This window comes from Paenibacillus sp. J22P169, assembly GCF_059691995.1.
In genome coordinates this window covers 34,481-54,666 of sequence record NZ_JCAUAO010000010.1, presented here as the reverse complement: position 1 = coordinate 54,666, position 20,186 = coordinate 34,481, and the positions used below count along the sequence as shown (strand labels likewise).

The 20,186-nt window shown below is 48.2% G+C and carries 19 protein-coding genes; all 19 read right to left on the bottom strand.

Going from position 1 to position 20,186, the window contains the following annotated elements; translation table 11 throughout:
• Positions 1 to 2: 2 nt before the first annotated feature.
• The 19 genes from AC58QG_RS30315 to AC58QG_RS30225 all read right to left on the bottom strand — a co-directional run bounded on the left by AC58QG_RS30315 (position 3) and on the right by AC58QG_RS30225 (position 20,130).
• On the bottom strand, positions 3 to 986 hold the full coding sequence (locus tag AC58QG_RS30315; protein ID WP_497365775.1) for an NADH-quinone oxidoreductase subunit C: 984 nt from the start codon (positions 984 to 986) through the stop codon (positions 3 to 5).
• A complete protein-coding gene (locus tag AC58QG_RS30310) occupies positions 983 to 1,501 on the bottom strand; it encodes a NuoB/complex I 20 kDa subunit family protein (protein WP_028556938.1) in 519 nt (172 codons plus the stop codon). Before AC58QG_RS30310 ends, AC58QG_RS30315 begins: the two co-directional genes overlap by 4 nt.
• Positions 1,486 to 1,851 carry an NADH-quinone oxidoreductase subunit A gene (locus tag AC58QG_RS30305; protein WP_497365873.1) on the bottom strand — a complete coding sequence of 122 codons (366 nt, stop codon included), beginning with the start codon at positions 1,849 to 1,851 and terminating at the stop codon, positions 1,486 to 1,488. The genes AC58QG_RS30310 and AC58QG_RS30305 overlap by 16 nt, the downstream gene beginning before the upstream one ends.
• A gap of 495 nt (positions 1,852 to 2,346) precedes the next feature.
• On the bottom strand, positions 2,347 to 2,751 hold the full coding sequence (locus AC58QG_RS30300) for a F0F1 ATP synthase subunit epsilon (RefSeq protein WP_497365774.1): 405 nt from the start codon (positions 2,749 to 2,751) through the stop codon (positions 2,347 to 2,349).
• A 98-nt stretch (positions 2,752 to 2,849) separates the two neighbouring features.
• Entirely contained in the window at positions 2,850 to 4,247 is a 1,398-nt protein-coding gene (gene atpD, locus AC58QG_RS30295) for a F0F1 ATP synthase subunit beta (RefSeq protein WP_497365773.1), read from the bottom strand.
• 48 nt (positions 4,248 to 4,295) lie between these two features.
• On the bottom strand, positions 4,296 to 5,153 hold the full coding sequence (gene atpG, locus AC58QG_RS30290) for an ATP synthase F1 subunit gamma (protein WP_497365772.1): 858 nt from the start codon (positions 5,151 to 5,153) through the stop codon (positions 4,296 to 4,298).
• 126 nt (positions 5,154 to 5,279) lie between these two features.
• Positions 5,280 to 6,794, bottom strand: a complete 1,515-nt coding sequence (gene atpA, locus AC58QG_RS30285) for a F0F1 ATP synthase subunit alpha (RefSeq protein WP_497365771.1) — start codon at positions 6,792 to 6,794, stop codon at positions 5,280 to 5,282.
• A 32-nt stretch (positions 6,795 to 6,826) separates the two neighbouring features.
• Complete coding sequence (locus AC58QG_RS30280) at positions 6,827 to 7,360, bottom strand: F0F1 ATP synthase subunit delta (protein WP_497365770.1); 534 nt, start codon at positions 7,358 to 7,360, stop codon at positions 6,827 to 6,829.
• On the bottom strand, positions 7,357 to 7,842 hold the full coding sequence (gene atpF / locus AC58QG_RS30275; RefSeq protein WP_236290479.1) for a F0F1 ATP synthase subunit B: 486 nt from the start codon (positions 7,840 to 7,842) through the stop codon (positions 7,357 to 7,359). Before atpF ends, AC58QG_RS30280 begins: the two co-directional genes overlap by 4 nt.
• A 78-nt stretch (positions 7,843 to 7,920) precedes the next feature.
• The gene (gene atpE, locus AC58QG_RS30270) at positions 7,921 to 8,145 is read right to left on the bottom strand and encodes a F0F1 ATP synthase subunit C (RefSeq protein WP_028556930.1); all 225 of its coding nucleotides are present in this window, start codon (positions 8,143 to 8,145) and stop codon (positions 7,921 to 7,923) included.
• A gap of 78 nt (positions 8,146 to 8,223) precedes the next feature.
• Positions 8,224 to 8,922: a F0F1 ATP synthase subunit A gene (atpB, locus tag AC58QG_RS30265; protein WP_236290481.1), complete on the bottom strand. Its 699-nt coding sequence runs from the start codon at positions 8,920 to 8,922 to the stop codon at positions 8,224 to 8,226.
• A gap of 46 nt (positions 8,923 to 8,968) precedes the next feature.
• Positions 8,969 to 9,352, bottom strand: coding sequence for an ATP synthase subunit I (locus tag AC58QG_RS30260; RefSeq protein WP_497365769.1), 384 nt, complete (start codon positions 9,350 to 9,352; stop codon positions 8,969 to 8,971).
• Positions 9,349 to 9,570: an AtpZ/AtpI family protein gene (locus tag AC58QG_RS30255; RefSeq protein ID WP_056611689.1), complete on the bottom strand. Its 222-nt coding sequence runs from the start codon at positions 9,568 to 9,570 to the stop codon at positions 9,349 to 9,351. Before AC58QG_RS30255 ends, AC58QG_RS30260 begins: the two co-directional genes overlap by 4 nt.
• A 223-nt stretch (positions 9,571 to 9,793) precedes the next feature.
• Positions 9,794 to 10,930 (bottom strand): non-hydrolyzing UDP-N-acetylglucosamine 2-epimerase, encoded by a 1,137-nt coding sequence (gene wecB / locus AC58QG_RS30250; RefSeq protein ID WP_497365768.1) that lies wholly within the window; start codon positions 10,928 to 10,930, stop codon positions 9,794 to 9,796.
• Between the two features lie 107 nt (positions 10,931 to 11,037).
• A complete protein-coding gene (gene upp, locus AC58QG_RS30245) occupies positions 11,038 to 11,667 on the bottom strand; it encodes a uracil phosphoribosyltransferase (RefSeq protein WP_497365767.1) in 630 nt (209 codons plus the stop codon).
• Between the two features lie 190 nt (positions 11,668 to 11,857).
• Positions 11,858 to 15,043: a glycosyl hydrolase gene (locus tag AC58QG_RS30240; protein WP_497365766.1), complete on the bottom strand. Its 3,186-nt coding sequence runs from the start codon at positions 15,041 to 15,043 to the stop codon at positions 11,858 to 11,860.
• Between the two features lie 16 nt (positions 15,044 to 15,059).
• Entirely contained in the window at positions 15,060 to 16,658 is a 1,599-nt protein-coding gene (locus AC58QG_RS30235; protein WP_497365765.1) for a response regulator, read from the bottom strand.
• A complete protein-coding gene (locus AC58QG_RS30230; protein ID WP_497365764.1) occupies positions 16,655 to 18,439 on the bottom strand; it encodes a cache domain-containing sensor histidine kinase in 1,785 nt (594 codons plus the stop codon). Before AC58QG_RS30230 ends, AC58QG_RS30235 begins: the two co-directional genes overlap by 4 nt.
• Before the next feature lie 77 nt (positions 18,440 to 18,516).
• A complete protein-coding gene (locus tag AC58QG_RS30225; protein ID WP_497365763.1) occupies positions 18,517 to 20,130 on the bottom strand; it encodes a type 2 periplasmic-binding domain-containing protein in 1,614 nt (537 codons plus the stop codon).
• Positions 20,131 to 20,186 lie beyond the last annotated feature (56 nt).

The window sequence follows — 20,186 nt, the reverse complement described above, 5'->3', positions numbered from 1 at the left end:
TGCTACACCTCCGGGTCAAGCGGTTCGTAGTCTTTGCGCAGTGGATGACCCACCCAATCATCAGGCATCATGATCCGTACTAAGTTCGGGTGGCCAGGGAAATCGATGCCGAAAAGGTCAAAGGCTTCACGCTCGTTCCAGTTGGCCGTCGGCCAAACATCAGCTACCGAAGGTATGCTTGCTTGCTCGCGGTCTGTCTTCACTTTCACACAAAACTCATGCTTGTGTGTGAGGGAAAGGAGATGATACGCCACCTCAAGGTGCGTTTCTTGATCCACACCGGATAGATTGCGCAAGTAATCGCAGCGCAGCTCCGCATGATCTCTCAGCGTCAGCGCGGCCTGCGGCCAGCGCGAGCTGTGAACGATCACGTAAGGGCGATGCGCGTCCCTCTCGTTGATGAACGCATCAACCACGGCGTCTTCGCCTGCCTCGGCCTTCAAGATCGCGACCAGCCGGTCAAGCAGCGGCTGGTTCGGTGAAGGCTCCTTCGGCGCAGCTGGCTCCGCCGATTCGGTCTTCGCTCCGCGTGCTGCGGCTCGCGCGGCGCGGGCTTCTGCGGCGGCCTGGGCTTTGGCCGCCTTCTCTTCCTCTGAGCCAGCGTCTGCGGACGCTGGCGTTGCTGCCCCGGCGGGCGCAGGCTCGCCCGACTCAGCGGCCGCGCGCGCTGCGAGGCGCGCGGCTCTTGCCGCGGCGCGCTCCGCCGCCGCGTCCGTAGCTGGCGTGCTTGCAGCAGGCGGCTCGCTAGCTCCCGCTTTGCTCTCCGAGCTTCCTTCGACTTTGCTCTCGGAACTTCCTACCGGATTGGGTTCCACAACTTCCGTTTTACTCTCAACCGGGCTCTCCGCTACGGCGTTCTCGCTACCTTCCGCTTTGCTCCCTACACTGCCTTCAGCAGTGCTTTCAGCTTGACCTTCCTCTTTCCCATCCTCACCAACAGGAGGAGTCGGAACCGTGGTTTCTTCCGGCTTTTTCTCCTCGCTCATCGATTAGTCACCTGCTTCCCAGTCTTCGCTTCATAGCGAATCTTCTCCTGAAGCTTGTTGATGCCATAGATAAGCGCAGCCGGATTAGGCGGACAACCAGGGATATACACGTCCACAGGTACGATTTGGTCAACACCTTTAACAACCGAATACGATTTCACGTACGGTCCGCCTGCAGTTGCACAGGAGCCCATCGCGATAACCCACTTCGGTTCAGGCATTTGCTCGTAAAGACGGCGCAACAAAGGAGCCATTTTCTTCGTAACTGTCCCTGCTACAATCATGACATCTGATTGTCTAGGAGACGTACGGAAGATGACTCCGAATCGGTCTAAATCATAGTGGGATCCACCAGTTCCCATCATTTCGATCGCACAACAAGCCAAGCCAAAAGTTAATGGCCAAAGCGAATTACTGCGAGCCCATGCTTTTACTTGCTCCAGTGTTGTCATAAATACATTGCGGTTTATTTCTTCCCGTTCCTCGGGAGAGATCGACTCTAAACTGAAGTCCATTGCAGCACCTTCTTCTTCCAAGCGTATATTAATCCTATGGCAAGCAAGGCTACAAAAATACACATTTCTATTAAAGCAAACAATCCAAGCTGGTTAAAAGCAACAGCCCACGGATAGAGGAACACGGTCTCCACATCAAAGATGACAAACATCAAAGCAAACAAATAATAACGAATGTTAAACCGGATTTGCCCTTCACCTACAGGCTCATTACCACTCTCATACGTCGTGTACTTCTCATCGATGGGTTTACTCGGTCTTAACCATTTGCCAATCGTCAGCGCTGCTATGGGGAGGAAAATACCTAACCCTAGAAAAACCGCTACGATTACATAGTTATTTGTATACATCATGTGAATGTAACCGCCTCCATTTCTAATTTGCATTCCTTACGATTTCAATTGTTTTGGTAATAATCACCTATATTAGTATAACAAAAAGGGGTTTAGGCGTCGACATTAATTCTTCCCATGTATGAGTAGCATTACACATAGGTGGGTAATACTATTCATTGGGCATTGAGACTCTGGTCGCAAACCCTATTTTGATCATCGAAAGGACTGATTTTTATGGCAAATGCATCAAACGCTAATCACCAACATAGAACCAATGACAAAGTTACCGAAACAGGTCGCTATCGCGATGCCGACGGGCAAAGCATTCAACTAACTGCAGGTGAAACCTTCCCTCCTTGCCCAAAAACAGGGGAATCTACTATTTGGCATCACGCTTAAAAGGATATCTTAGACGAGCTGTTCCTCTCATCCGAGAGGGGCAGCTTTTTTCTTGCCACTTCAACGCAAAAAAGCGGAAGAGCCGTAGCTCCCCCGCTTTTAACCATCTATTTATTTCCCGGACACACCGATACGATTCATTGCTCTTTGTAAAGAAGCTTCAGCACGTTTGAAATCCACGTTATCTTGCTTTAAATCCGCAAGACGTTTCTCCGCACGGTCTTTCGCTGCCTTCGCACGATCGATATCAATTTGTTCTGGTAGCTCGGCGCTTTCCGCCAAAATAACCACCTTATCCTTGCGCACTTCCATGAAACCGCCGTTAACTGCTAAAACTTCGTCTTTCGACCCCTGTTTTTTCACAGTAATCGGAGCAATTTTAAGAGGAGTGACCAATGGAATGTGATTCGGCAGAATTCCAAGCTCCCCTTCAGCACCCTTCACGCTAACCATGTTCACTTGTTCAGCGTACACTTTGCGTTCCGGTGTAACAATTTCCAGTAGGAATGTACTCACTTGGATTCTCCTTCCTAAGCGTTTACCGTAGGTAAACCAGTTTCGTCAAGCATGAGCTGAGTTTGGCATAACCAAATCTCACTTAGCGAGCATGCACCTTACAGCGTTTTAGCTTTTGCGATTGCATCCTCGATAGTGCCCACGTTGTGGAAAGCAACTTCAGGAAGATTGTCGTGCTTGCCTTCAAGAACTTCTTTGAAGCTACGCACAGTATCTTTCAATGGTACATACAAGCCTGGGAATCCGTTGAACGGCTCAGCAACGTGAAGCGGCTGAGACAAGAATAGACGAAGACGACGCGCACGAGTAACGACTAATTTGTCCTCATCAGACAACTCATCCATACCCAAGATCGCGATGATATCCAGAAGCTCTTTGTAACGTTGAAGAATTTGTTTAACACCTTGTGCTACTTTGTAATGCTCTTCGCCAACTGTTTCTGGTGTAAGAACACGGGATGATGAAGCAAGCGGATCTACCGCAGGGAAAATACCTGCAGCCGCGATACTACGCTCCAAGTTCGTTGTTGCATCCAAGTGAGCAAATGCCGTTGCTGGAGCCGGATCCGTATAGTCATCGGCAGGAACGTAAATTGCTTGAATGGAAGTAACGGAACCTTTTTTCGTGGAGGTAATACGCTCTTGTAGTTGACCCATCTCTGTTGCCAGAGTTGGTTGGTAACCTACCGCGGAAGGCATACGGCCTAACAAAGCAGAAACCTCGGAACCTGCTTGTGTGAAACGGAAGATGTTGTCGATTAAAAGAAGAACGTCTCTTCCTTCTTCGTCACGGAAATACTCAGCCATTGTCAAACCAGACAAAGCTACGCGAAGACGTGCGCCTGGAGGCTCATTCATTTGACCAAATACCATCGCCGTTTTCTCAAGAACGCCGGAATCTTTCATCTCGTGGTAAAGGTCATTACCTTCACGAGTACGCTCTCCAACACCCGCAAATACGGAGATACCGCCGTGGTTTTGCGCAATGTTATGGATCAACTCTTGCAAGGTTACCGTTTTACCTACACCGGCACCACCGAAGAGACCGATTTTACCACCCTTAACGTAAGGAGCCATCAAATCAATAACTTTAATACCTGTCTCAAGAATCTCTGCTTTTGTCGACAAATTGTCGAAAGCAGGAGCTTCTTTGTGGATTGGGCTAGTTAGCGTACGATCAACTGTTTCGTTACCATCAATTGGATCACCCAATACGTTAAATACACGACCCAGTGTTGCTGCACCTACCGGTACAGTAATTGCTGCACCAGTATCTGTTGCTACAGCGCCACGAACAAGTCCATCAGTTGAGGACATTGCTACGCAACGTACGAGGTTGTCACCAAGGTGAACAGCCGTTTCAACCGTCATAGTAGACTGTTGTCCACCTTCGGTTCTTTCAATTTTGATTGCATTCAGAATTTCAGGGAGTTGTCCGCGCTCGAACTCAATGTCGACGACGGGCCCTGTAATATTCACAACGCGCCCTTTGCTCATGGTTTCCCTCCTAAGTAAAGCTTGTGTCTCTCTAGAGACCGTTTATCATTACGCGTTCGCGTTAGCACCAGCGACGATCTCCGAAATTTCTTGCGTAATCGAAGCTTGACGTGCACGGTTATAGGCTAATGTGTAGCTGTTGATCATCTTCGTTGCATTCTTCGTTGCTGAGTTCATCGCTGTCATTCTCGCACCGAACTCACTTGCTTTACCTTCCAGAACAGCCGTGTAAATAAGCGTCTCAGCATATTTAGGGAGCAGCACTTCCAGAACGCCTTCCGGTGACGGCTCATACTCATAGCTAGCTGCAGCCACGCCGGATACATCTTCCATAGGAAGCAGACGAATCATGGTTGGAATTTGGCTAATCGCATTTTGGAACTTGTTATAAATCAAGAACAGTTGGTCATACGTACCGTTAACGAAATTAGCGACCGCTGCAGTTGCAACAGGCTTAATATCCGAGAATTTCGGCGTATCGGGAACTCCGGTTACTTCTTCAACAATCGGAATGTTGCGTTTCGAGAAGAAATTGCTTCCCTTACGTCCAATTACGAAGACGGAGTACTCAGCTGTTGATTTATGATTTTCACGAATTTCAGTCATTGCTTTACGTAACACGTTGGCGTTGTAACCACCAGCGAGACCACGATCGGAAGTAATAACCAAATAGGCTGTTTTCTTCACTTCACGTGATTGTAGCATCGGGTGTTTCACGCCTTTCGTGCCAGCTGCAATACTTGCAACCACTTCTTTCAACTTCTCGGAGTACGGACGTGCCGCTTCCGCTGATTGCTGTGCTCTACGTAAGTTAGCTGCTGCAACCATTTCCATTGCTCTCGTGATTTGCTTCGTGCTTTGTGTGGATTTAATTTGGCGCTTAATCTCGCGCATTCCTTTTGCCATACCTGCTCACCTCTCTTTTGAGGCTTAGAAAGCCTTCATTCGAAGACCTGAATTCAGGCGTCCGCCTGCCCAGGATTCACATGGTAGAGAGAGCTTCACTTTAACATGAAGCTCTGCCCTCATGATTTATTCAGAAACTGCAAAGCTCTTTTTAAATGTATTGATTGCATCAACCAATGCTTTATCGTTATCCGCAGTAATATCTTTCGTGTCACGAATGCTATGCAGAATTTCAGGACGGTTGGATTCCAAGAAAGCTATGAACTGAGCTTCAAAACGCGTTACATCTTGAACTGGAATGTCATCCACATGACCTTTTACAACCGTGTAAAGAGAAGCAACTTGCTTTTCCAAAGACATCGGTTGGTGAACGCCTTGTTTCAAGATTTCAAGCGTACGAACCCCACGATCTAAACGTGCTTTAGTCGCTCTATCAAGATCGGATCCGAATGCGGCAAACGCTGCAAGCTCACGATATTGTGCCAAGTCTACACGAAGTGTACCAGCAACTTTTTTCATCGCTTTCGTTTGAGCAGAGCCCCCTACACGGGATACAGAGTTACCAACGTTAACCGCTGGACGCTGACCGGAGTAGAACAAATCGGATTCCAAGAAGATTTGACCATCCGTGATGGAAATTACGTTCGTTGGAATGTATGCAGAGATATCGCCTGCTTGTGTCTCGATGAATGGAAGTGCCGTAATGGAACCACCGCCAAGTTCATCGTTCAATTTCGCAGCACGCTCTAGCAAACGGGAGTGCAAGTAGAATACGTCCCCTGGATAAGCTTCACGACCTGGTGGACGACGAAGCAAGAGGGACAACTCACGGTATGCGGCAGCTTGTTTGGACAAGTCATCGTATACGATAAGAACGTGCTCGCCTTTGTACATGAAGTACTCAGCCATAGCACAACCGGAGTATGGAGCTAACCATAGCATCGGTGAAGGCTCGGAAGCGGAAGCTGTTACTACGATTGTGTAGTCAAGCGCACCAGCAGCACGAAGGGTTTCAACAACACCTACAACTGTGGATTGTTTTTGACCAATAGCAACGTAGATACATTTAACGCCATTGCCTTTTTGGTTGATGATTGCGTCGATCGCAATCGCCGTTTTACCTGTTTGACGGTCACCAATGATCAACTCACGTTGACCACGGCCAACTGGTACCATAGCGTCAATCGCTTTAATACCTGTTTGCATTGGTTCATGTACGGATTTACGAGCCATTACGCCTGGAGCCATGTTCTCTACAGGGCGGAACGCTGTTGTATTGATTGGACCTCTGCCATCGACAGGTTGACCCAAGGAGTTAACTACACGACCTAGAAGTTCTTCACCAACTGGAACCTCCATGATACGGCCTGTGCGTTTAACTTGGTCGCCTTCACGAATATCTCTGTAAGGTCCAAGAATAACGATACCTACGTTGCTTTCCTCAAGGTTAAAAGCATAGCCTAGTACGCCGCTCGGGAACTCAAGCAGCTCGCCTGCCATAACGTTTTCCAAGCCGTGAGCACGAGCAATACCGTCACCTACTTGAATGACTGTACCTACATCAACTACTTGGATATCGGAATTATAGTTTTCAATCTGTTGTTTAATCAATGAGCTGATTTCTTCAGGTTTGATACTCAACGAACTTCACCCCTATTCTTACAGTGCTTATATTAAACTAACGCTTTGGCCAAACGATCAAGTTTGCCTGCCAAGCTTCCATCATATAAACGATCACCGATACGCACTTGAATGCCGCCGAGCAGCTTAGGCTCAACTACAGACGAAACACGGATCGTTTTACCAGTTAATTTGCTGAAATGTGAAGCAATCTCAGCTTGCTGTGCATCCGAAAGTACGTATGCCGAGTATACCGTCGCACTCGCTTGACCGAGCGCTTCATTCGCAACCTTCGCATAGTCACTCGCCAAAGCGGAAAGAATCGACTGTCTACCTTTATCAATCAAGACAAGCAGCGTGTTCCACACCGGTTCGGAAACTTTGCCTTCGAAAATCTGCTTCAGCAGGTCCGTCTTAGCGGTATTCCCGATGTTCGGATGGTTCAGGAACTTCTGCAAGTCTGCATTATCCCTAATCGCACTAGCTACAGATTTAAGCTCTTCTTCAACTAAGGAAATGATATTCTTTTCCTTCGCTACTTCGAATAAAGCTTTGGCATAACGCTTCGCTACGACGATGTCACTCATACGTTGCCTCCTACCTCTTTGAGGTAATGCTCAACAAGTTCTTCTTGTGACTTTTCGTCGATTTGTTTCTCAATAATTTTGGATGCGATCAGAACGGACATCGCGCCAACTTGGCTGCGAAGAGCGGCAACCGCTTTGTTCTTCTCATTTTCGATATCTTTCAAGGCTTCGTCTTTCAGACGTGAAGCTTCTGCACTAGCAGCATGAATAATATCATCCGCTTGCTTGGAACCAGTATGCTTCGCTTGCTCAATAATATCGTAAGCTTCCTTACGAGTTTGTTGCAGCGCTTGCTTTTGTTCCTCTAACAATTGATCAGCTTGCTTACGGCTTGCTTCAGCTGTTTGTATTTGATCTTTCACCAATTGTCTGCGTTTTTCCATCATGCCAAACAGAGGACCGAACGCAAATTTGGAAAGCAACACATACAGAATCAAAAACGCGATAAGTTGTATAAAAAATGTGGACCATTCAATATGCAAGTAACGTCACTCCCTTCTGATAACGTGGGCAAAACGAAGGCGTGGTGGCGACTACGGCCATCAACGCCAAACGATTTCTTAAGCTTTTCCCATAAAGATGAACGCAAGAACCAATGCAACGACTGGCATTGCCTCAACTAGACCTACCCCGATAAACATTGTTGTTTGAAGCGTACCACGAAGTTCTGGTTGACGGGAAATACCTTCCAAAGCGCGACCTACGATCAAACCGTTACCAATACCTGCACCTAGTGCTCCCAAACCGAATACGATACCTGCTGCTACTAATGCTATTGCTCCCATTGATAAAATCCTCCCTTAAACTCTTAAGTTTTGTTTGTTTTATAAGTGACTCGAGACTTCCCGAGGTAAGTCTAATGCTTAGTGCTTTTCTTCATGAATCAATGTTTGTGAGATATAAACCATGGTCAACATCGTGAATACGAAGGCTTGAATCGCACCTACGAACACACTGAAGCCCTGCCATACGAAGAGAGGCGCAATTCCAAACCAACCTGCTCCAACAATGACAGATATCATGATTTCACCTGCATAAATGTTACCGTAAAGACGGAACGCAAGCGTAAGTGGCTTGGATACAACTTCAATTAAATGAAGGATCAACATTGCCCCTTTGAACTCAAAGTAATGCGCGAAGTAATGCTTTGTGTTACGCGTTATCCCTAAGTAGTGACTTATTACGATAACGATAATCGTTAAGGCTCCTGTAACTGCGATATCAGCTGTCGGTGATTTCCACCAAGATACGTGATCTTCCGTTACGATTGAGAAAGGAAGGCCGAGCATATTGCCGATAAAGATATACATGATGAGCGTAAGACCAAGTGCAATAAATCCTTTGCCATGCTTGGAACCAATCGTGCTTCCAATAATGCCTTCTACAAACTCAATCGTCCATTCCATGAAGTTTTGAAGTTTTGAAGGATTCGTTACGGATGCTCGGCTAGCGCCTGCAATTGCAAGAATAAGCACGATAACTGTGGTTATTCCGATCATCATCAGTGCTGATGCATCGAAATGAATGCCTAACCACTCAAACTCTGGTACCTTATGTTCCATATTTTCCATTTTCACCCCTTTCATCCGTGGAAGTTACATCGTGGAATTACTTCTTAGACTTCTTAATAGAAAGAATACCCAGTACGAGTGTTGCCAATTGAGCAAAAAAGTATCCAACAATCGTTGTAGTTAATGCAACATGTTCGGGATACCTAACGGCAACCAAACCGACAAACCCCGCGATTGCTGCCCTTGTCAGAAAGCCAAGGGTTACCTTGCGCCCTGACTGCTCTATCGCAGCTGCTGCCAGCTTGTTAATCTTCCAGGCTAAGAACCTTGCATTGATCATACTCGCGCAAGCGCCAAGCATTATCCCCGCAACGTAAATCCGGTAATCGACAAGAAGCGCCCATGCAGCCAAACAAAAGGATAAAAAGAAAAGAAATACGTTTTGAACCGTTTTCAGAGTGGCTGAAAAGTCGTCCATCATAGCCCTCCGTACCGCTTAATCATGAAGTAAATGCTCATGATGCCGGTTACAAGCCCAAGTAAAAACCCGACTAACAACCAGATCTGTCCACCTAATGCACCACTTAACCAATCACCGAAGAAATATCCGGCTGCCAAACATACGACAAGGTCTATGCCAATTGCACTAGTTAACGCTACTGCCCGCCAAGGATTATCATTGGAATTTGGCCGTTTCATTGCACCCTCCTGGGTGTTTTCCACGTGGGAAAACGCGTCTCGTAGCTCATCTGCTACGAATCCTCATTCATTGTATCGAAGCCATGCTAACTTTGTCAATTGACGGAACTTCATTTGTCACATCTCACAAAACTCCTTAGAGCCTTGCGGCTCTAGGGTTTGCGCATTTTCAAACCGAACAGTCCAACTGTACGCTGTAGCGTTTGTCATGATTTTGTCACGGTTAGAAAGATTCAGGACGTTCCGTAGTCCTACCGAAGTGATGAAGAATCGCTTGAACAATACGCTCAGAGGCTTTCCCGTCTCCGTAAGGGTTCGCAGCTTGGCTCATTTTATTGTATAAATCTGGATCTGTCAGCAGCGCACGAGCACGCGTATAGACCAGTTCTTCATCTGTCCCAACTAGCTCCAATGTACCCGCTTGGATACCTTCTGGACGCTCTGTCGTGTCACGAAGTACAAGAGCTGGTACACCGAAGGTTGGCGCCTCTTCTTGAAGACCACCAGAGTCTGTCAGAATCATGTACGTATGCGGATAGAAATTATGCAGTTCGAACACGTCAAGTGGATCGATCAGCTTGATTCGCGGATGGTTGCCTAGAATTTCATGGGCAGGCTCGAGAACCACCGGATTCGGATGCACCGGGTAAACGATCGCAATGTCCTCGAACTCATCGGCGATACGTTTCACGGCACGGAAAATTTGACGATGCGGCTCACCTTGTGCTTCCCGGCGATGCGCTGTCATCAAGATCAACTTGCGGCCCGCCGCCCATTCTAGAATAGGGTGCTCGAAATTATCCTGCACCGTGTACTTAAACACATCTATGGCTGTATTCCCCGTCACATAAATTTGAGACTCTGATTTATTTTCTTTGCGCAGGTTATCTGCTGATTGCTGTGTTGGCGCAAAATGAAGATCAGCGAGAACACCCGTTAATTGACGGTTCATTTCCTCTGGATATGGTGACAATTTGTTCCACGTACGAAGACCTGCTTCTACGTGACCTACTTGAATCTGTTGCATGAAGGCTGCATAGCTAGCCAAGAAAGTTGTTAGTGTATCCCCATGAACAAGAATCAGATCTGGCTTCGCCTCTTTGAACACAGGCTCCAAACCTTGGAGAACACGCATGGTGATCTCATTCAATGTTTGGCGATCCTTCATAACATTGAGATCAAAATCTGGTGTGATTTTGAATATATCAAGTACTTGGTCCAACATCTGACGATGCTGTGCAGTTACGCATACCAGAGACTCAATGTGCTCAGGATGCTTTTCCAGCTCAAGAATGAGCGGAGCCATTTTGATAGCTTCAGGTCTTGTTCCGAAGATCGTAATCACTTTTAGACGTTTCATCGGTTTCTTCTCCCCTTAGAGCTTTGCGCAGCAAAGCTTTCTTCGTAAGCGTTGACTTTAAAGTTTTCCGTGAGGAAAACTAACTTCGTAACCATTACTTAGGCAAATTAATCAGTACCGTACAAACGATCCCCAGCATCCCCGAGACCTGGCACAATATAGCCATGATCATTCAAATGGTCATCAACAGCTGCGACGTAAATATCAACGTCTGGATGTTCTTTCTGCACAGAAGCTACGCCCTCAGGTGCAGCAATGAGGCACATCAGCTTGATACGTGTACAGCCTCTGCGTTTCAGCACCTCAATTGCTGCGTTGGCAGATCCGCCTGTAGCGAGCATTGGATCAATAACAAGCAAATCCCGCTCCAATACATCGGTAGGCAGCTTCACATAGTACTCAACAGGTTGAAGCGTATCCGGATCGCGATAGAGGCCAACATGTCCTACTTTTGCAGCTGGCATGAGCTTTAACACACCGTCAACCATCCCAAGCCCTGCTCGTAAAATAGGTATCAGACCTAACATTCTACCCGAAATAACATGGCAATCTGCTGTTGTAACCGGGGTTTTCACTTGCACTTGCTGCAGTGGAAGATCCCTTGTAATTTCATAAACCATTAATGTAGCAACTTCATCGACAAGCGCTCTGAAATCCTTCGTTGTCGTGTTCTCATCCCGAATATAAGTAAGCTTATGCTGGATAAGCGGATGATCGCAAATATGTACTGTACCCATATGTTCCTCCTAAATTAAGCTTGTAGGTCAGGCAAACCTCGTCCATTATATCATATGTTATCCAACTTATCTGCTATAGAACCAACAATATGCAGGGTTTTGCTGCGGATATAAAATCATGACAAAAAACCCTCGTGAGCCGCATACTCCAATCGAAGAATGGGCTCAAACAAGGGTTTGAATATGAGGTTTAGCTGGCGTTAATAAGCAGAAATTGAACACCCGTCAGCCCACAGCTGACAAAACAGTAGCGATCGGTCCAAATCTTGTCGGCCCCAGCATCAACCCAACCGATTTTATCGGTAAAGCTAGTCGGTCCGACGAAGGTTACTTCACCTTTTAGATGATGATGAGGCCCGAAGGTATTGCGTCCACTGGTCAGCAACTCGATACGAAGCTGCACAGGAGCATCCGATACTTCCTCTGAAAGATCCAACTGCTGGGCTCCCCAAAGAATCGTATGGGTGGTTCCGCCATTCACCGTGATGTTCACAGCTGGACAGCGCATAGCATCCCACTGTAGGACGAGCCTGCTGCCCTCATCCCCTATACGTTTCAAAACATGCTCGGGTAAGGTGATGATTTTGCTTACAGTGATACGACCCGCATAAAACACCAATCCCTGCGTCGTGACATCCGTCAGATACAGCTGTTTCGGCAGTGTAGTCAAAATGAATGGACCTTCCGTCCACAACGCCTCACGCTCCGCCCGCTCCCAGCCCTTATGCGGTTTCACAGCAAACGGTCCTAAAACATAAATGCTTTCAATCTCGACATCGAACGTGAGCTTATTGCGTATCGGGGCTAAGTTGGCACCTGCCACACCGAAGAACTGATACACCTCTTCCTTACAATAAAAGGGTCCCGACATGCGGATACGATTACGACCCTCCCGCACGTACTCACCGATCCCCAACGCAGGGAAGCTGCGATCACCGCCAAACCAGTCGTCAGCGTCTTCGGCCCGGAGAAGCTGTCCGTTAACCTCCAGCCTCCAATGCTCAGGACGTTCGACCGCGAGCCTCCAGAGCGAACGATCAGTAAGGCGCATCAGCTCAGCATCCGTCTCGAAAGTGAACTCCAACTCAATATGCACGGGACGTTGCATCGCGATGCACTGCTCTTGGATGTTCAGCACATAAGTTGGAGATGACCACTCTCCTCCATCCAAACGATAGGCGGCATAATCTAGGGTTAGGGCATTAGGTGCTGACAACTGATAATCCCATGGAGCATCCATGTTGTTACTTTCAACTGCTGAGAATATCTTCTCAATGGGTGAAGGGGCTGCCGAGAGCGAATGTCCAAGGGAAGCCTCAGCCGGTGCTGATTCCGTCACATTCACGCTGTCCCAAACGGTGAAGAGCTTCGAATCGCCTGGGGCAAACTTCAAACTTGTCGACAGTGTGCGTGTATCAGCTTCGGCCTTTTCCCCATTTTTCAAATCCATCTCCATCCATACTCGTCGATCAGACGCAGGAATCTTCAACTCGATTATCTCGGTATCACCCGTATGCACAGCATACAGCAATGTCACGCCTGGCAAACGCCGCTCCTGCACATAAAGCTTTCGTAAAGCTTCCTGTGACGTACCCTCTTCTGGCAGCCAATCCCTGCGAACCTGCACCTGCTCACCCAAGTCCATGGATTCCGCAATATGAACCACACGATCGCTCATAAACCAGGATGCCAACTTGTCGCTCCTTTTGCCTTCCAAATATAGAGGAGCTTCACCCACCAGGATGACCTTTCCCCCAGCTTCTGCGAACGAATGCAGCAATTCAAAGGTTGAAGTCTCCAGCGTTAGCACATCACTCACGATGACCGTTGCGTATTGTTGGGAACCGACCTGTAACAGCCCATCCGAAATGCTCCCGTATTCTCTAATCAACGCCTCGTCCCCGTAATCGAAATCACGCTGAAGCGCTAATAATTCATTTGCTAACTCATCTATCCCGGCCTGCAAGTGCTCCACAGCACTAACATCCCTCATGCTTTGCAGCAGCCAAGCTGATCGAATCGGATGCAGCACAAGAATCCCTGGAACCGCCTTCCCGAGGGTCAACAAATACGTAAGCCTAGCAAAGTAATCATTAAACTGGCTATACACGTCCCACCAGGGTTGCTGAACATAAAGCGAAGGCGGATAATCCCGCTTCCTAACCCCGCGAATCGAATACGATTGCAGATGCGGGCATAGTCGGTTCACGCCTAGGACAAACTGCCATTCGGCGATCTTTTTCATCTCGCGAAAGCTTAAATTCCAGCCACAACAGCCGAAGGTTTCTGTAATCACGAATGGTTTGCCTAACTGCCGCGCTACCGAGGCAGCCTGCTTTGGCAGCAGGACGCTGCGCGGCGTTCGCCCCAGCATATCGATACCTGGCATGTGCATTCGCTCATACAATGGCATGACCCCTGCGGTATACTGCATTTGGTCCATGAGGGTATCTTCGCCCATGAAGTGACCTGTCAGCTGCCAGCCATGTGATTCGCACCAGTCAGCTACTAATCGAACTGATGTTCGAAACCTTTCACTCACTAGACGCCAGAACTGATAGCGTGCTCGATATGCGGTATCGTTCAAAGACTCATCTACTTCTGTAAGCAGCCAACCGATCGCATTCGCAACCGACTCTCCGTAACGCTCTGCGTACGACTGATCGAAATCAACGGACCAAGGAATGCCGGAGAACTTAAACTCATCGGTGAAAATGCCGGGCATGCCTCTCTCACCGAAACGTTCCCCCAGACGCTGAAAGTAAACCTCATGGCATGCCTGAAGGAAGGCCTCCATCGCTTGTTCAAAAAGAATATCAATATAGTAAGGATTCACGCGGCACATGACAACCAGACCTACATCCCAATCCTCATGATCAGCTGCCGCTTGCACCCGCCACTGCTGCTCGTTCTCTCGACGAACAAGCAGGTACATAAAGTCTAGATCCTGCCTAAGCGCTTCAACCTGCTGGAAGGCATCCTCTCTCTTGACCCGAATTCCCTCCAACGACTTCTGCTGATAAGAGACTCCTAATGCCGGCACAACGCCATTCGCCGTTCCGCTAGGCCAGCCATTCTCATCGTAGCACCAGGCCTCGAGCCCCTGAATCTTAGCTTCTTCCGCTGATATCTCAACAGCATCCAGAAATGCCTCGCCCATATAGGGGGTAAGCAGCCCCTGTCTCGTATGCATGAAGAAACCACCTAATCCTGCCCGCTTCATCTCGCCAATTTGCCTGCGAAGTTCCTCGGGTTCCAGCTTGTCGTTCCATGACCAGAAGGGTGTGCTTCTATAAGCAGCAGGCGGATTCTGAAAAATCGATTCTTCGAATTGATTTTGGTCATCTTTTCGATTTCGAGCTTCCTTCGATAGCAAAGCAACTCTCTCCTCGTCAATCCCTCCAGCTTGCCGCGACAAACTTCTGCGGAGAGGTCCCGGTTATTTTTTTGAACAAGGTACAAAAATACTTCTCATTATGAACGCCAACAGCCTCTGCCAGCTCTAAATTGGAATAATCGCTCTTACGCAGCAGCTCGATAGCCCGCTCAATCCTGCGCTTGGAGACGTAGTCGGTGAAATTGATCCCTAACTCTTTCTTGAAAAGCTCACTCACATAGGACGGATTCAAATGAATATGCTCCGCTACGACGCTGAGGGAAATCGATTCCTTCAGGTGGTCCTCAACGAAACGCATCGCCTTCACCATTTCAGCGCGCAGGCCGCTTCCTTCTGCTCGCGCATGAAGTCGTTCCCACTCCATCCGCAGCCGCTCCACCAGCTGATGCAGATGCGTGCAGTCCGCAAATGTGACCACATCAGCTGCATCTCCATGCTCGACTGACAGCAGCCGCTGGCGAAGCCGCGCACACCAGCCCTCAACATAGCCCAGCAGCTTGCCTGGGATAACCCGGTGGCTATGCAGCACATGAAGTAGAGGCGCAATCGCTTCGCCTCCAGACTTCGGGCTTGATCGCTCAAGCGTTTGCTCGAAGCGTTCTGTAAGCTCACGCCAGTCGCTCTCGGTGTAGCCTATCCGCCGGTTCGGCGTAACCACCGTGCCAAAGTTGGCATAGAAGGTGTCTGCAAGGGCACCTTTTGCCTCCTCATAAGCTCTTGAAGCAGCCCCCCAACCGTTATACATCCGGCTCACGCCTATCGATACGGATATCCGCAAATAGGTTTTGATAGCGTCACGGATACTTTCCCCAAGCTCGTAGCAGTTCCGGTCGAACAATTGTTCGCTTCCTGCCCGTATCGTAGCAAGGGCCACCATGACGCCCTGTTGCAGCTCACAAGCAAAGCAGCTCCCTTTCTCCCGCAGCACTTCCTCAATAATATTCAACATGCCGTACTTGAGCATGTTACGGTCCGCTGGTGAATACTCCGAGCAGAATACATCGTAATTATCAAAACGCACAGCAAAGCACCCATACTGCCGCGGTTCAAAACTCGGCACCAGCTCTGCGCTTCGGCGATCCATGACCGGATCCGATACCTCGCCACGCAGCAGCTCTTCAAGCAGATGCTTGCGCAGACGATACGAATTCTCCTTCACCGATCCGCTAAGGCTTTGCAGCCGCAGCTCCTTCTCTTCGCGAGCGATCACATTATTACGCGCTTTGGACAAGGCTGTGCGTACATCTTCTTCACGCAGAGGCACCTTGACCAAATACTCAAACACACCCATGGCAATCGCTTGTTTGGCATATGCAAAGTCAGAATAGGCGCTTAGGATGATGACTTCCACGCCAGGTAAACGTTCCCGAAGCTGACGAACGAGTTCAATCCCGTCCATGCCAGGCATCACGATATCCGTGATTATGAGATCAGGACGCAGCTCCGCAGCCTTCTCCAAGGCTTCGACGCCCGAATAAGCACGACCAACAAGTCGGAATGGCATCCGCCGCTCCGCCCAGCGCTCGAAATAGGTCTCTAACCGCTGTACCATCGGCGGCTCATCATCCACAATGAGGCAAGTTACCTCTCTCATTGCGCCTCCCCCCTTCCGCGTTCCTCAAGCTGATCTTGTGCTGTATCGTCTGGGAATGTCAGTGTTACACAGGTTCCACGCCCTGGCTCGCTCCATACGCTAAGCCCATAAGGCTCTCCGTAGTTCAAACGGATTCGTTGATGGATGTTGTACAACCCAATTCGTTTCCGATGATCAAAGGTTTTCTCTACAGGATCCGCCAGCAATAGCTCCATTGCCTTGTCAGCCATCATGCCGATGCCTTCATCCTTCACTGCAATAATGAGATTACCTTCGCGACGAATGGCAGACAATTGAATCGCTCCTGGCTTACGACCTCCGGCATATCCGTGAAAAATACTGTTCTCCACAATCGGCTGAAGCGCCATGCGAAGAACAGGAAGCTGTAAGGTCACTGGGTCGATATCTTCCTTAAGCTCAAATTCACAGTCGTATCGGATCTTCTGAATATATAAATAATTCTTCACATTTCGAAGCTCCTGCTCCAAGCTGACACGGTCAGAAAACTCCGTAATTCCATATTCCAAAATCGAAATCAGCGCCTCTATAATGTTATCCACCTCGTGGTAGCGGCCAAATGCGACCACATTCGAGATCGAACCCAGCGTATTGTACAGAAAATGAGGATTGATTTGCGATTGCAATACTTGAATCTCTAACTCTTTCTTCTTGCGCTCACCATGATTCACGTGCTCAATCAAGGTCCTGATTTGGCGCAGCATATCATCGAACGTTTCTGCCAGCTTGCCGAACTCATCACGGCGTGTGCTCGTAATATTAACGTTCAAATCACCGTGACGAACTTGGCTTATTTTGCGGATGAGATAGTACACAGGCGTTCGAATCATGCGTGCAACGAAGCCGGCTGTCAGGGCACTAAGCAAGAAGCCAAGCAACAGCAAGCTTATGAAAAATGTCTCCATCCGCTTGAGCGAGGTTTGCAGCACCGTTCCATCATAAAAAGCAAATACGATCCACTTCGTACGTGGATTAATGCTCTTCATAATGGTCACAGCGGTTCCGTTCATATGCTCATTAAAGACGTCGTCCTTGGACTCCACGAGCTCCCGACCATCGCGGTCATCAAAGCGCAGGCGATGATCGACGATACTGAACAGGCGGCTGCCCGCTGGCTCCAGAATGACGCGTCCTTCTTTGTCCATGATGCCTAACTGCAGATCGTTGCTGCCGCCGCCAATCTTCTGCAATCGCTCCTGCAATGCAGTTAGATTCAAATCCACAGCCACGGCCATTGGTTCACCCGCTATGGTAATCGCTTTGGTGAAAGTGACAGTCCAACCAGAGAAGAAATTCTGGTACGGCTGGCTAACCGTCACGGCCCCGTAGGCGTTACTGTAGGCCATTTTATATAGGGGATCACGATCATCTCGAGGGTCGTTAATGACCTTGGTTACAGGATTTCCGCCCAGAATGGACAAATCCTTGCGAATCACATACACGTCTGTCAGCATGACCGAGTTCTCACGATACGCATTCTCCAAGGCAGCTTGCGCAGCCGTCAGATCATTGCGCCACGAAGCAGCTGAAGTGGAGAGTTGCCCGATCGTATTTTGCACAAGAAGAAAGTACAGATCAATATATTCCTCTTCCTTATGCAGCAACTGTGTCGCTTGGTTGAGCTGACTCGACGTAATTTCATTCTTAATATAGCGGTAGGATAAACCGCTTAGAATAGCCTCCGAGCTGAGCACGAAGACGAAACAGACCAGAAACAGTCGGAATGATATGTTGTGAAACCACTTCTTGATCCAATCCCGCATGTGCGCACCCCTTGTAGCTAACCTATAGATAGAAATATGGAAAAAAGAGGAGGTATCTCCTCTTCTTCCTACCCTTTTTATTTTATAACACCGTCACCTTGAAGCTGCTTCGTATAATTGGCAATCGCATCGTTCAGCTTAAATTTGTCCTGCAGCGTCTTCACGTACGTATCCCAGTTCGTCAGAGGCTCTTTTCCCGTTACGAATTTGAGCATCATTTCATTGGCATATTTGAGGCGATCTTGCGACATTGGGTCAGCCGGATCGTCAAAAACACGTGGATTTACGTTGTTTTCCTTCAAATAGCTGGTGTTAATCTTCTGGTTCGCGTTCGTGATATCAGGTTTTTGGAAGTCGAAGTACACGCTGTCCGTTGCTTTGCGAACAAAGGCATAGTTATAACGCCACTCAATTTCCTTCTCGTTGTAAGTGGATCTATCAATGAGCTTCGGTGTGCCATTCGTCACAGTAAAGGACTTATCTTTGATCCCATAGGCTAAGAATGGATATGCGTCTTTATTGCTGTATAGATATTGAATGAACTGCATCGCGCGCTTAGCTTTGCCTGTATCCTTCATCGCTTCCTTCGAAAGTCCAATGAGTGACTGTTGGAATGGCTTCACGTCAAGAATTTGATCACCGTATGGCCCCTTTGGAGGCGCGATTTGCTTCCAGTCCGGCACACTTCCTCCGGCATCTTGCATTTTCTTCGTTTCTGCAGGCTCCGAACGGCGCCAGTCTTCGATCATAATACCAACCTTACCTTGGTACATTTTATTATCACGTTTCAGCCCGTCGTCAATGGTTACCCAGTCAGGATCAACAACTTTCGCATCAATCATTTCTTTAATGAAAGTCAGTGCTTCCTTCGTTTTCGCATCGGTGTTGTAGACAACAACCTTACCGTCTTTGACATCCACGAAATTAGGCTGTACACCGTACATCCAAAAAATCTGCTGGAAGCCTTGCGCACCACTCGTGCTGTAACCCAGTGAGCCGTCCTTCGGCAGCATCGCGACGTAGCCATAAGTATCGTTCTTACCATTACCGTCTGGATCGTTGAAAGTGAACGCTTTCATAACGTTGAGCAACTCTTGTGGATTAGTCGGAACCGACAGGTTCAACTTTTTGAGCCATGTATTGTTGATCCACCAACCATTCACTCCGCCAACGGCTTCGGAAGCTGGTAAACCAATCGTATGTCCTTTATATTTCATAGGCTCGAGGCGCGAAGGGTCGAATGCCTTCGGAAGCTCTGGAAACTCCTTCAACAAATCATCGAGATCGGCCAGTAAGCCTTGATCGTAGTATTTAATCGCTGATGCACGGTCTGGGAAAGAGACGATATCGGGAATTTGATTGGAGGAGATCAGCAGATTGAGCTTATCCTTCCAGTTCTCACCACCCATGATCATGTCGAGATCCATATTATTATCTTTCTCGATCATTTGACGAATCGGATCCTGCTCTTTCGCTGGCATTGGCGTTGTTAACCGATAACCGACCGTATTATAAAAGCTAACTTTGTACTTCTTGTCAGCTTCCTGCGGCTTTGCCGTTTGTGCCGCTCCAGTAGAGGGGGCAACGCTCGCGCTTGGTGAAGCCGTATTCTCAGCCTTGCTGCAGCCTGCAGCAACAACCCCTAGGATTACAGTCATACTAAGCAACGCACTTGCGTAATTCTTTTTCATCTTGAACCTCTCCCTTTAGTCTATTATACATGCTATATCGAGAGTTGCCTCTAGAT